A 13,550-nucleotide genomic window follows, 5' to 3' on the forward strand; every position below is an offset into this window, starting at 1 on the left:
TCGGGTTTCGTTGTTCGAGTTTCGTTGGACGATTAACGATGGACGGGTTTCGTTATTCGATTGGCGTTATTCAGTTTATTTTAATGATTTTATTAATTTATACAACATCATTTTAATTCTTGTACACATTTCATATAACTCTTCGTATTCCTCGCTAGAAATATATTTTAAATCTCTTGCTAAAAACAATTGATAATTCATTTCCTCTAAAGATCCTTTGGCTATGTATAAAAACTGTACAAATTCTTTTTTATATTGTCTTCCTTGTCCTTCTATTATATTTGTTGGAACACTACTTGAACTTCTTCTTATCTGACTCGTTAAGCCATATGCTTCAGAAGAAGGAAACTTGTTAGAGATCTGATACACTTTCAACGTTAATTGATGTGCTAATTTCCAAACTTCAAGTTTAGATTCCATTTTTCGTTGTTCGATTGGCGTTATTCGTTGGTCGTTGGTCGTTGGTCGTTGGTCGAGGTTCGTTTTTCGTTTTTCGTTGGTCGATATTCGATGATCGTTGTTCGATGGACGAGGTTCGTTTAACTACGCTTTTCCTATTTGGTAATATTCAAATCCTTCTTTTTCAATTTCAAACACTCCGTATTGATTTCTTCCATCAAATACGATTGGAGATTTTAACAACTCTTTAATTTCCATAAAATCTGGAGATCTAAATTCTTTCCATTCCGTTAATAAAATCATGGCATCTGCATTTTCTAAAGCTTTGTATTTAGAAGATACATATTCTACATTTTCCACTCCTTTTAAATAGAACTCTTGTGCTTCGTGCATTGCTTTTGGATCGTAGGCTTTTACTTTTGCTCCACGTTTCACCAATTCTTTGATTACATAAATGGCAGGTGCTTCACGCATGTCATCTGTACCGGGTTTGAAAGACAATCCCCAAATTCCGAAAGTAAAACCTGTTAAGTCTTCACCAAACTTTGAAATTACCTTTGTAGAAATCACAAATTTTTGAGCATCATTTACCTCTTCTACCGAAGTGATTAATTTGGCTTTGTATCCATTTTCTTCTGCAATTTTCTTTAATGCTTTTACATCTTTAGGAAAACAAGAACCACCATACCCTGCTCCTGGATAAATAAAACTGTATCCAATTCTATTGTCAGATCCAATTCCGATTCTCACTTTATTGGCATCTGCTCCTACTTTTTCACAAATGTTTGCAATTTCATTCATGAATGAAATCTTTGTTGCTAACATAGCGTTGGCTGCATATTTTGTCATTTCAGCAGAACGTACATCCATCTCAATCAAACGATCGTGATTGTGTGTAAACGTAGCATATAACTTTCTCATTACTTTAAAAGCCGCTTCGGTTTCTGCTCCTACCACTACTCTGTCTGGTTTCATAAAATCATTTACCGCAGCTCCTTCTTTTAAGAACTCTGGATTTGAGACTACATGAAATTCAATATCTACTCCTCTTTTATCTAAAGCTTCTTTAATGGTTGCTTTTACCTTGTCTGCTGTTCCAATTGGCACTGTAGACTTATCAATTACTACCAAAGGCTTCGTCATTTCTTCACCAATCTGTCTTGCCACTGCTAGTACATATTGTAAATCTGCTGAGCCATCATCTCCCATAGGAGTTCCTACCGCTATAAAAGCCACTTCAGAATTCTCCAAACCATCTTTAATAGCTGTACTAAAACTTAAGTTTCCTAACTCAACGTTTTTCTTTACCAAAGGTTCTAAACCTGGCTCGTAAATTGGAATGATTCCGTTTTTTAACGCAGTTACTTTTTTCTGATCGATGTCAATACAAGTTACTTTATTTCCCATTTCAGAAAAACAAGTTCCTGTAACTAGCCCTACATATCCTGTTCCTACTACTGTAATGTTCATACCTTTTATGTTTTATTTCTATTATTGGTTGTTCGTTGTTCGTTGGTCGATTGTCGTTGTTCGAGGTTCGAGTTTCGTTTTTCGAGTTTCGTTGTTCGAGGTTCGAGATTCGGGTTTCGATGGTCGAGGTTCGATTGTCGATGATCGGTTATAGTTTTCCTGTTATTTTATTTTTATCTAAAACTCCTTTTACATCGTAAATTACTCCGTTTTGCACTATTATATTTTCAAAATCTACTTGTAATAACTCTTGGTGTGCCACTGCTAATATCACTGCTTGATATTTTTTGTTTGGTAATTGTGTCACCGTGGTTAACTGGTATTCTCTATCTACTTCTTTTGGATTGGCTAAAGGATCATATATATCCACTGCCATTCCGTATTCTTGTAATTCCCTTACGACATCTACTACCTTTGTGTTTCTAACATCTGGGCAATTTTCTTTAAAAGTAATTCCCATCACTAGTATTTCAGCTCCTTTTACTTTTAAATCGTTTTGAATCATTAGTTTGGTTACTTGAGCTGCTACATAGCTTCCCATACTATCATTCATACGTCTTCCTGCTAAGATAATCTCGGGATGGTATCCGAATTCTTGTGCTTTTTGCGCTAAGTAATAAGGATCTACACCAATACAATGCCCCCCAACTAAGCCTGGCTTAAAGGGTAAAAAATTCCATTTTGTACTTGCTGCTTTTAATACGTCTGAGGTATCAATCCCCATTAAGTTAAAAATCTTAGACAGTTCGTTTACAAAAGCAATATTGATATCTCTTTGTGAATTTTCTATTACTTTGGCTGCTTCTGCTACTTTTATGGTGGGTGCTAAATGGGTTCCTGCTGTGATGATTGATTTGTATACCTCATCAATCTTAAGTCCAATTTCGGGAGTGGAACCCGAAGTCACTTTTAATATTTTATCAACGGTATGTTTTTTATCTCCTGGATTGATTCTTTCTGGAGAATAGCCTGCAAAAAAGTCTTTGTTGAATTTTAATCCCGAAACTCGTACTAACACAGGAATACAATCTTCTTCTGTTGCTCCAGGATACACCGTAGATTCATAAACTACAATATCTCCTTTTTTAAGCACGGCCCCTACTGCTTCACTCGCTTTTATCAACGGAGTTAATACAGGTCTATTGTTTTTATCTACTGGAGTTGGGACGGTTATTACATAAAAATTACACGATGTAAGCTCTTTCGTATCTGTTGTACAATACAAACCCTCTGTTGCTTCTGTAGAAGAAGACTCTCTTATTACTGAAGACAAGGTTTCTTTATCTACCTCTAAGGTCGAGTCGATTCCTTGCTGTAATTCCGCAACTCTAGTTTTGTTAATGTCAAAACCGATTGTGTTGTATTTTGTTGCAAATAGTCTAGCTAAGGGTAGTCCTACATAACCCAAACCAATAACACCTATCTTCATATAATTCTTTTTCAAGTAGCAAATATAAACTAAAACTCATAAACATAAGTTAAGTATTTCTTAATTTTAAGCAAAAGGATGTAATGTTTTTGGTAAAAAAAACATAGGATGCACTTTTCCTTTTTTAGGTTGTTGAAATTGTGCATTTCTTATTTCATGAACAATCTGAATTGAATTCCTTGCATCTTCTAAACCAAAACCTTTTCCTTCTAAAATAGATTTGTAGCTTTCTGTATGCAATTCGGTAAACCCTCCACTAAACTCAACCTCATCTCCATCTACCGTTATCGAGCGATAAGTTCTCTGCCCTTTTTCTTTAATTTCTTCTGGCAAAGCCTCATAGTTGATTGATAAAAACCATTTTACTCTAGCTTTGGCAAACCTTAAATACCCAGAAGCTCTATCATGACTATGTTCATATACTACATTTTCTTGCAAGTCCCCAAAGACCCAAGCCAACATATCAAAAAAGTGAACCCCTATATTAGAAGCAATTCCCCCAGACTTCGTTACATCTCCTTTCCAAGAAGCATAGTACCACTTTCCTCTAGAAGTTAGGTAGGTCAAATCCACATCAAACACTTTTCCCTCGGGTGCTTGTTGTACTTTCTTTTTTAAATCTAAAATTGCTTGGTGATGTCTTAACTGAAGTATGGTGTAAATTTTATTCCCCGTCTCTTGCTCTATAGCTTGCAAAGCATCAATATTCCATGGATTTAACACTAAAGGTTTTTCACAAATTGCATTTGCACCCGACCTTAGAGCCATTCTAATATGAGCATCATGTAAATAATTAGGTGTACAGATACTTACATAGTCCAACTTGACTTTATTTTCTCTTTTTATCTTCTCCACATGACGATCAAACCTTTCAAACTCCACAAAGAAAGAAGCTTCTGGAAAATAGGAATCAATAATCCCTACACTATCATTTTTATCTAACGCAGCCACCAACTGGTTTCCTGTATCTTTAATCGCTTTTAAGTGTCTTGGAGCTATGTAACCTGCTGCCCCCAACAATGCAAAATTCTTCATAATTCTAAGTATAGTCATTTACAACTACAGCTACCAAATATAGAAAAACGAATATGAGAACTCAAACCTTTGGGAAATAAAAAAGTCCACTTCGATTGAAGTGGACTTTTGGTGGGCAATGAGGGATTCGAACCCCCGACCCCCTCGGTGTAAACGAGGTGCTCTGAACCAACTGAGCTAATTGCCCTTAGTTGTTATACTAAGGTGTATTTTGGTGGGCGATGAGGGATTCGAACCCCCGACCCCCTCGGTGTAAACGAGGTGCTCTGAACCAACTGAGCTAATCGCCCTTAGCGGGTGCAAATATAGGGCTTTATTCTAGATAAAAACAAATATTTTTAAAAAAATTACAATAAATTTTTATCTCTATCCCCAGCGTACTCACGTATCTGCTTTACCTCTTCGCTTTTGTCCTTGGTAATCAACAAAATACAATCTTCTGACTCTATTAAAACAATATGATCGATTCCTCTTGTTGCATATACGGGTTTAGAGCACATCGCATAAGAATTCACAATATTCTCTCCTTTTACCATTTCAAACAACTCATCATTATGAAAATCTTTTGCATACGCAATCAACGAATCAAAAGAACCTAAATCTGACCAAATAAAGTGAGACTTTACCATTTTGATAATTCTTGATTTTTCTAAGACTGCAAAATCAATACTATCTTCTGGTATTTTTTCCATAGCCTCTTTTTTGATGTACCCCTCTTTGCTTTGTTCGTAAGCCGTTACAGATGCTTCATAAATAGCCGTTTGGTATTTTTTAATTTCCTCTAAGAATACAGAAGCTTTGAAACAAAACATTCCACTATTCCAACAGAAATTCCCCGATCTAATGTATTTGATGGCTAAATCCTGATTTGGCTTTTCTCTAAAAGACTTTACATCTTCTCCATCATACTCTATATACCCATATCCAGTTTCAGGCTTTAAAGGCTGAATTCCGAAAGTAGCAATATTTCCTTCTTTGGCTAATCGAATGGCATTGTTTACCGCTAACTTATACTCTTTCTCATCTCCAATCATATGATCTGAAGGAGTTATGAACATAATATCATCAGGATCTAAGCTTAAAGCTGCTAAGGTAATTGCTGGAGCTGTATTTCTCCCAACAGATTCTACTATCTTTTTCTCTACTGCAATTCCTAGTTCTTTGGCTTGTTGGTTTGCCATGACCAATTGAGTTTCATTGGTTACCAACATGTAATCATCTACCAAGGCTTTATTCCTTAACATAGTGTATTGAAACAAAGATTTTCCTTCAAAAATTTGTATGAACTGTTTTGGACTTTTTTTTCTAGAAATAGGCCATAATCTTGAACCTACTCCTCCACTTAAAACAATGTTTATTACTTTTCCCATAGCTATTTAGTTAATATTGTTGTAAATTTTATACCAATCTATAAATTTTTTCACTCCCTCTTCTACCGAAGTATTAGGACTGTAATTGTAGTCTTTTATTAATTCTGACACATCTGCCCAAGTTTTTGCTACATCTCCCGGCTGCATATCCATCATGATTTTCTCTGCCTTCTTGCCTAAGTTTTTTTCAATATTCGCAATATAATCCATCAACTTTACTGAATTGTTATTACCAATATTGTATACTTTATACAACTCTCCTTTTTCTTTTCTAGTTGTTACTTCCCCTTCAATGATTCTCATGACTCCTTGGACAATATCCCCTACATACGTAAAGTCACGTTCCATTTTTCCATGATTGAATACCTTTATAGGTTTGTCGTATCTGATTCCCTCAGCAAATAAGTAGGCTGCCATATCGGGTCTTCCCCAAGGTCCGTAAACTGTAAAAAATCTTAAGCCCGTAGTTGCAAAACCGAATAAATGAGAATAGGTATGAGCCATTAACTCATTGCTCTTTTTGGAAGCTGCATACAAACTAATTGGTGTATCTACGGTATCGTTTGTTGAAAAAGGGATTTTAGAATTTAATCCATAGACACTAGAGCTACTTGCGTATACCAAATGTTTTACTCCCGTATTTCTACAAGCCTCTAACAAATTTACATAGCCCACAATATTACTATCTACATAAGCATGTGGATTCTCTATGCTGTATCTCACTCCAGCTTGTGCCGCTAAATTACAAACTACCTCAAATTTCTCTGTTTCAAAAAGGTTATTTATAACCTCTCGGTCTTCTAAATTGATTCTTGAAAATTTAAATTCAGGATGCGTTTCGGAACGTACTTCCTTTTGAAACTGAGAAGCTGATGCTTTGTCAACCCCTAATTCCTTTAGTCTAGCATACTTTAAATTGACATCGTAGTAATCATTGATATTATCAATTCCCACTACCTGATGCCCTCTACTTAGTAATAATGTAGACAAATGGAATCCAATAAACCCAGCTGCACCTGTAACTAAAATCTTCATTAATTGTATCTATTTTCAGATTTATAAAGCAACAAATATAGTACAATGTTTATTAGCTATTGTTATTTTGACGTTAGCTTTTGATTGTGTTTGGTCTTTTTCAACTCGTCTCTCCAGAAAAGTAGAAAATCCGAAACCACAAAAGTACTCCCTCCAATATATAGTAAATCTTGAGGTTCTGCTATTGACAAAGCCTTTTTAACTGCCTGTTCTACTGAAGTAAAAGAAGTCCCAAAAAAACCTTGTTTTTCAGCCTCTTCTTTTAAGCTTTCCTCTGACAAGCCTCTTGCGATTGTTGGTCTTGTAAAGTAATAAATGGCTTGTTTTGGTAATAATGGCAATACCGATGTTAAATCCTTATCATCTACCACACCAAAAACAATGTGTAATTTTCTATAATCCTCCTTTAACAACTGTTGTACAACTAAAGAAATCCCTTCTTTATTATGTCCCGTGTCACAGATTAGCTTAGGACTTTCTTGCATTATTTGGTACCTCCCTAGCAAACTTGTGTTTTGAATTACTTTTGACAGTCCATTTTCTACAGACTTCTCTGTAATTTCAATCCCTAAACCACGTAATACTGTTATTGTATGAATTACCGTTTTTAAATTGTGTTTTTGATACTCTCCTTTTAACTCACAACTGTAGGTCACTTCTGGTATGTCAAAAGCCTTGTATAAAGGTGCCTTTTGTTGCTTTGAGATGGCTTCAAAAATAGGAAACGTTTCTATATGGTATTCTCCAATCACCACAGGTTTGTTCTGCTTTATGATTCCTGCTTTTTCAGCAGCTATTAAAGGTAAAGTATCTCCTAAAAACTGAGTATGATCTAAACCTATATTGGTAATTACTGCTACTAAAGCATCTACCACATTGGTAGAATCCAATCTACCTCCTAAGCCCGTTTCTAAAACCACATAATCTGTATGGCTATCTTTAAAATACTCAAAAGATAAACCTACTGTCATTTCAAAAAAAGACAGGGCGTTTTCTTCAAAAAAGGTTTTGTGCTTTTTCACAAAATCAATAATATATTCAGGTGAAATCTCTTCTCCATTGATTTTGATTCGCTCTCTAAAATCAATTAAATGAGGAGAAGTATATAAACCTGTTTTATAGCCCTGCTCTTGTAGTATAGATGCTAACATATGACTGGTAGACCCTTTTCCATTGGTTCCTGCCACATGAATTGCCTTGATGCTTTTTTCTGGATTCCCTAAGTAGTCCATTAACAACAAAGTGTTTGACAAATCTTTTTTATAAGCCTTTGCTCCCACTTTTTGGTACATCGGCAATTGGTTAAATAACCAATCTAAGGTTTCTTGATAATTCATATATAGTAATGAGTATTGGGTACTGAGTATTGGGTAATGAGTACTGAGTATTAAGTACTTAGTTTTTAGTAGCTATTGCAGAATTTTGTATCTACTTATCCCGACCAATAAATTCATAACGTATTAATCCTATTTGCTTGCTGGGAGCATTGCCATCGGGATTCCACTTGGTTGCCAAAGCCGCTTTTTTAGCATGTTTTAACAAACAAGGACTAGTATTAGTCGTTCCTTTAAATCCTGGCTCTGCACTAATTACTTTTCCACTCCTATCAACCACAACTTTAACTACCACAATTCCCTCTTCATTGCAATTGGGCTCTCTAATAAATTTGGATAAAACTCTCCTTCCTTTTAACAGGTAATTTCCTTCCCCCCCTAAACCATCATTACCGTAGTATTTAGTACTATTCGGGTCTCCAGATTCAGCACCTTTTACTCCGTTTACATTATCATCACCTTCGCTTTCAGCCGTCTTTCCTGTTGCTGTTTTTCCGAATAAGTTATTTAATGCATTTTGAGTTTCTTTGGTTGGTGTAGGCTCTTTTACAACTTCTTTTTTTACTGTTTTTTTAGGCTCTGCTTTTTTCTCTACTACTTTAGGTACCGTCTTTTTTACCTCTTTAGCTTCTTTCACTACCGGAGCTTCCTCTGTAGCTTGTGTCAATACTTTTTCTTGTACTTCTTCACTTTGCTTTAGCTCTTCTTGTGCTTGCTTTGGTTGACTTTCTACAGGGCTCGATTTGATACTTTCGTTCAACTTAGGTTCTCCTGCTCCTACTTCTGAAGTTCCAAAATTGATTGCCACTCCATACTCTTCTGGTGGATCTAAGTATCTTAATCCACAGAAAAACAACAAGAACAGCACTAGCCCTGCAAATGCAGTGGTTATGATAGCCGCCTTTCTTTGGTATGTTGTTTTTAATATCATAACTTCTTATTGACCTTTGACTGCTAAAATCATTTTGATTTTATTTCTGTTCGCAATATCAATCACGCTCATGATATTTTTATAAGCCGATTCGTGATCTCCTCTAATCACTAAAGTCCCTTGACTCTCTGATGAAAACTTTGTTAATAATGTATTTTCTAGTTGATTGAATTCAACTTCATCAGCATCTACATAATATGTTCCTTCTTTAGTAATAGATACAGAAATTACTCCTTTATTTTCGGTTTTCCCACCTGCTTTGGGTAATAAAACATCAATCGCATTTACTGTTACCAAAGTTGAAGCCAACATAAAGAAAATCAATAGCAAGAAAACAATATCTGTCATAGATGACATATTGAAATCTGCACTTACTTTATTTCTATTCCTTAGATTCATGTTTGTATGTGTTTAAGTGGTGGATTGATGAGTTGTTAAACGTATGTATATGCTTCGACAAGCTCAGCATGACTCAAATTTGACAGGCTCAGCATAACTGGGTTTCGATTGTATTGTTTATTTGTTGAAATGATTGCTTTCACAAAATTAAAATTATTTTCTATTTATTATCATCTTGGCTATGCTTCGACAGGCTCAGCATGACTCTATTTTTACAAGCTCAGTACAGATTTCGAACACATTCAACATATGATGCTTCGACGGGCTATGCTTCGACAGGCTCAGCATGACTCAAATTCGACGGGCTTAGTGTGACTGGGTTTTGACAATACTACTACATTGGCTCATTTAGCAAGTCTAAAAACTCCACCGATTTGGCTTCCATTTGATACACTACCTTATCCGTTTTTACCACCAAGTGATTGTATGTGATGTAGGAAATAATCCCTACAATTAATCCTCCTACTGTTGTTGTCATGGCTGTATACAAACCATCTGATAACATTTTGATATCTATTTGCCCTCCTGCGTTGGCAATTTCGTGAATAGAAATAATCATTCCTATTACCGTTCCCAAAAACCCAATCATAGGAGCTGCTCCAGAAATCGTTGCTAATACACTTACGTTTTTTTCTAATTTATAAATCTCTAGCTTTCCTGCATTTTCTATTGCTGTATTGATATCATCTAAAGGCTTTCCAATTCTTGAAACTCCTTTCTGAATTAAATTTGCTACAGGAGTGTCTACCTTAGCACATAAAGCTTTGGCTGCATCAATATTCCCCATACTGATTTGCTCCTTTATTTGATTCATAAAGTTTTTGTCTTCTTTACTAGCCGCTTTGATTGACAAAAATCGCTCTACATAAATATAAACTCCAACAATTAATAACAGGAATAAGATCCCCATAATTATTTGACCTCCAACACCACCATCCATGATTAACTCAAAAATAGAAAGTGTTTTTTCTTGACTTACCTCAGCAACAGGTAAAACTTCAGCTTGATTTTGAACCATAATATAAACTCTTAATTTATGTAACGAAAATACAATTAATTATTGCACAACTACAAACAAAAAAAGGAACCTTATTCAGGTTCCTTTTTTTAAAATGTGTGTTTTTTACTATAAGATGATTCTTACCATTATATACCCTACACCCCCTAAAACAATTGTATAAGGCAATGCCATTTTTACCATTGTTCCATAAGACAAGTTAATTAATGGAGCCAATGCAGATGTTAATAAGAATAAAAATGCTGCCTGACCGTTTGGAGTTGCCACACTTGGTAAATTTGTACCTGTGTTAATTGCAATTGCTAAATGTTCGTAATGTTCTCTATCAATTACTCCCGATTTAAAAGCTTGCTGTACTTCTCCTATATATACTGTTGCCACAAATACGTTATCGCTAATTGCAGACAACACTCCGTTTGCTATGTAAAACAATCCTGGTTGTGCTTCTGGACTTTGCTCTAATGCCCAATGAATAATTGGAGAGAATAAGTGTTGATCGTGAATCATTGCTACCACTACAAAGAAAACTACCAATAACCCTGTAAACGGCAATGCTTCTTCAAAAGCATGTCCTAACTGGTGCTCTTCTGTAATTCCCATAAAAGCGGTTTGTAAAATAATTAAAGCCAATCCAATAAAACCTACTGGAGCTAAATGCAATGCTAATCCTGCTATTAACATTAATGCTGCAATCCCTTGTACTTTTAAAGCGTATTTTTCTTTTGCAGTTCTTTTCGCATCTTCATCATTCGTATATCCTTGAATAATTTGATCTGCTATTTTAGGTAACTTGGCACCAAAACCAAAAGTCCCTGTTAACTCTAACACTACTGTTGTTAACAAACCACAAACTAATACTGGCATGGTAATAGGACTCATTTTCACAAAGAATTCTACAAAATCCCATCCCATTCTTTCACCAATCAATAAGTTTTGAGGTTCCCCCACTAAAGTACATACACCTCCTAAAGCCGTACCTACTACACCGTGCATGATTAAACTTCTTAAAAAGCTTCTGAATTGCTCTAATGTTTCACCACTCAGTTCCTTTTTATCTAAGATTCCATCTTGATTGAAATCTCCTGCTCCAGAATGGATTTTATGATAAATTCCATAAAAACCAACTGCTACACTAATTAAAACTGCTGTTACTGTTAATGCATCTAAGAACGCAGATAAAATTGCAGACAAGAACACAAATAATAATGATAAGATTACTTTTGATTTGATTTTTGTGAATATTTTACTAAAAATATACATTAGTAAAGGTTTCATAAAATAGATTCCTGCTACCATAAACACTAATAATAAAACTACTTCTAAGTTTTGATCTACTTCGTGATATGCATTTTCTGGAGATGTTAAGCCTAAAGCGATAATTTCAATAGCTAACAAACCACCTGATTGCAATGGATAACATTTTAATGCCATTGCTAATGTGAAGATAAACTCAGCAATAAACAACCAAGCTCCAAAGTGAGGTGCCATTATTGAAACCGGTATATTGATCAATAAGAAAAAGATCATTATTAACTTGAACCATTTTGGACTAGAGCCTAAAAAATATTTCATTGTATTTTATTTTTTTAAAATTTGGTAGCTAAAATAGCATTTTAATAGTTTCACTAGGTATTTATACTTGTTAAAAATTCAGTAAATACCGCAAAACAACAATAATTTAACAAAGCTTGATTAATTTTATAAATATTTAACAATGATTTTAACATCCACTTAACTCAACAGCAAAAGCCAGCAACTCAAAAAAAAACAACAGAAATCACACGTGTAAAAACTTATAAAACTAGCTCTTGTTATAGATCACCCCCGAAGAATGATCTCTCTTAGCTCCCGTAACACTCGCTAAACAGTTTACCTTATCCTCTATCCTAAGTTTTCCCAGCAAAGCAAAAATCAAAGCCTCTTTGTACTCCACAATTTCAGCTTCAGGAACGATCCAATTTACATCAGATCTTAAAACAGACAACCTCTCTAGCAAAAACAAATGATACGCTCCACCTCCCGTTACCAAAACGCTTCCTTTTGTTATTTTTTGACTTAGTTGAATGGCAATATGCTCTACAAAAGTTCGTAAAACATCTACCACAGACATCTTGTATTTTGATATCAAAGGAAGAATTTCTTGATTTACAAATTCAACACCTAAAGACTTAGGCTTGGTTGATTTGTAAAAACCCAATCCGTTCAGTTTATCCAACAAGCCGTGGTTTATTATTCCCGTTTTAGACAAAAGACCTTTGTCATCATAAGAAAGTCCTAGTATTCTAGCGTAATGATTCAATACTATATTCACAGGACAAATATCATAGGCTTTTCTTAGCCCATCATCTACAAAAGACACATTAGAAAAACCTCCTAGATTTAAACAATAGTCATATTCCGAAAACAAAATCTCATCTCCTACAGGCACCAATGGAGCTCCTTGACCTCCTAGTTTTACATCTTGAGTTCTAAAATCACAAATTGTTGTTAGCCCCGTTGCTTTGTAAATTTCTTTACCAGAACCTATTTGCAATGTGTAGCCTAATACTGGTTGATGATGAACCGTATGCCCATGAGAAGCAATCAAATCAACCTGCTGTATTCTATTTGATTTTATAAACTCAATAATCAATTCAGAAAAATACACTCCTAGTTCAATATCTAGTTTTTTCAAACGAGGATCTCCTTTAGGAATTGATGATATTTCTTTTAAACTCTCTAACCAAACTTGTGTATAGGGAATTGTTTCACTTGCCAAGATTTTAAATTGATTCGATTCCTTAAAACTCACGTAGACTAAGTCCACTCCATCTAATGAAGTTCCCGACATTACTCCTATGATATCCTTATTTTTATGATTCATTCTATTACGCACTCTTGTTTGAGCAAAACTAAGTAATCTAATTTTGGTACTTGTGAGGTTGTGAGGAGTGAAAAACGAAAAGTGATAAGTGAGGAGTGAAGAGTGAAAAGTGATAAGTGATAAGTGAGAAGGGAAAAGTGAGAAGGGAAAAGTGAAAAGGGCTCAATCACAGAAGTTGTGTGTGAATTAGGATAGTTTTAGTTTTGAGGTTTAAATTTATTCGTATTGGAACTTACTTTAGACCTTTTAAAACTTATACTTCCTGAA

General features: G+C 34.9%; 12 protein-coding genes and 2 tRNA genes. All 14 read right to left on the reverse strand.

All coding sequences use genetic code 11. The features are described from left to right. Window positions 1-75 precede the first annotated feature (75 nt). The 14 genes from GGR97_RS10185 to GGR97_RS10250 all read right to left on the reverse strand — a co-directional run bounded on the left by GGR97_RS10185 (window position 76) and on the right by GGR97_RS10250 (window position 13,283). On the reverse strand, window positions 76-420 hold the full coding sequence (locus GGR97_RS10185) for a four helix bundle protein (protein ID WP_167898411.1): 345 nt from the start codon (window positions 418-420) through the stop codon (window positions 76-78). 123 nt (window positions 421-543) lie between these two features. Beyond that, window positions 544-1,869 carry a UDP-glucose dehydrogenase family protein gene (locus GGR97_RS10190; RefSeq protein ID WP_167898412.1) on the reverse strand — a complete coding sequence of 442 codons (1,326 nt, stop codon included), beginning with the start codon at window positions 1,867-1,869 and terminating at the stop codon, window positions 544-546. A 148-nt stretch (window positions 1,870-2,017) separates the two neighbouring features. Further along, on the reverse strand, window positions 2,018-3,298 hold the full coding sequence (locus GGR97_RS10195) for a nucleotide sugar dehydrogenase (RefSeq protein ID WP_167898413.1): 1,281 nt from the start codon (window positions 3,296-3,298) through the stop codon (window positions 2,018-2,020). Window positions 3,299-3,364: 66 nt separating this feature from the next. Next, window positions 3,365-4,333: a Gfo/Idh/MocA family protein gene (locus GGR97_RS10200; RefSeq protein ID WP_167898414.1), complete on the reverse strand. Its 969-nt coding sequence runs from the start codon at window positions 4,331-4,333 to the stop codon at window positions 3,365-3,367. 109 nt (window positions 4,334-4,442) lie between these two features. After that, a tRNA-Val gene (locus GGR97_RS10205) sits at window positions 4,443-4,520 on the reverse strand. Between the two features lie 25 nt (window positions 4,521-4,545). Then, window positions 4,546-4,623, reverse strand: a tRNA-Val gene (locus GGR97_RS10210). Window positions 4,624-4,680: 57 nt separating this feature from the next. After that, window positions 4,681-5,703: a mannose-1-phosphate guanylyltransferase gene (locus GGR97_RS10215; protein ID WP_167898415.1), complete on the reverse strand. Its 1,023-nt coding sequence runs from the start codon at window positions 5,701-5,703 to the stop codon at window positions 4,681-4,683. A gap of 6 nt (window positions 5,704-5,709) precedes the next feature. Beyond that, a complete protein-coding gene (locus GGR97_RS10220) occupies window positions 5,710-6,738 on the reverse strand; it encodes an NAD-dependent epimerase (protein WP_209272358.1) in 1,029 nt (342 codons plus the stop codon). Window positions 6,739-6,800: 62 nt separating this feature from the next. Beyond that, the gene (locus tag GGR97_RS10225; RefSeq protein WP_167898416.1) at window positions 6,801-8,075 is read right to left on the reverse strand and encodes a bifunctional folylpolyglutamate synthase/dihydrofolate synthase; all 1,275 of its coding nucleotides are present in this window, start codon (window positions 8,073-8,075) and stop codon (window positions 6,801-6,803) included. 91 nt (window positions 8,076-8,166) lie between these two features. Beyond that, on the reverse strand, window positions 8,167-9,003 hold the full coding sequence (locus tag GGR97_RS10230) for an energy transducer TonB (RefSeq protein WP_167898417.1): 837 nt from the start codon (window positions 9,001-9,003) through the stop codon (window positions 8,167-8,169). 6 nt (window positions 9,004-9,009) lie between these two features. Next, on the reverse strand, window positions 9,010-9,402 hold the full coding sequence (locus GGR97_RS10235; RefSeq protein ID WP_167898418.1) for an ExbD/TolR family protein: 393 nt from the start codon (window positions 9,400-9,402) through the stop codon (window positions 9,010-9,012). 334 nt (window positions 9,403-9,736) lie between these two features. Continuing rightward, window positions 9,737-10,420, reverse strand: a complete 684-nt coding sequence (locus GGR97_RS10240; protein WP_167898419.1) for a MotA/TolQ/ExbB proton channel family protein — start codon at window positions 10,418-10,420, stop codon at window positions 9,737-9,739. Between the two features lie 108 nt (window positions 10,421-10,528). Continuing rightward, a complete protein-coding gene (gene nhaB / locus GGR97_RS10245) occupies window positions 10,529-11,992 on the reverse strand; it encodes a sodium/proton antiporter NhaB (protein WP_167898420.1) in 1,464 nt (487 codons plus the stop codon). A 229-nt stretch (window positions 11,993-12,221) separates the two neighbouring features. Further along, on the reverse strand, window positions 12,222-13,283 hold the full coding sequence (locus GGR97_RS10250) for an anhydro-N-acetylmuramic acid kinase (RefSeq protein ID WP_167898421.1): 1,062 nt from the start codon (window positions 13,281-13,283) through the stop codon (window positions 12,222-12,224). Window positions 13,284-13,550 lie beyond the last annotated feature (267 nt).

It is taken from the genome of Wenyingzhuangia aestuarii, from assembly GCF_011927765.1.
Taxonomy (GTDB): Bacteria; Bacteroidota; Bacteroidia; order Flavobacteriales; family Flavobacteriaceae; genus Wenyingzhuangia; species Wenyingzhuangia aestuarii.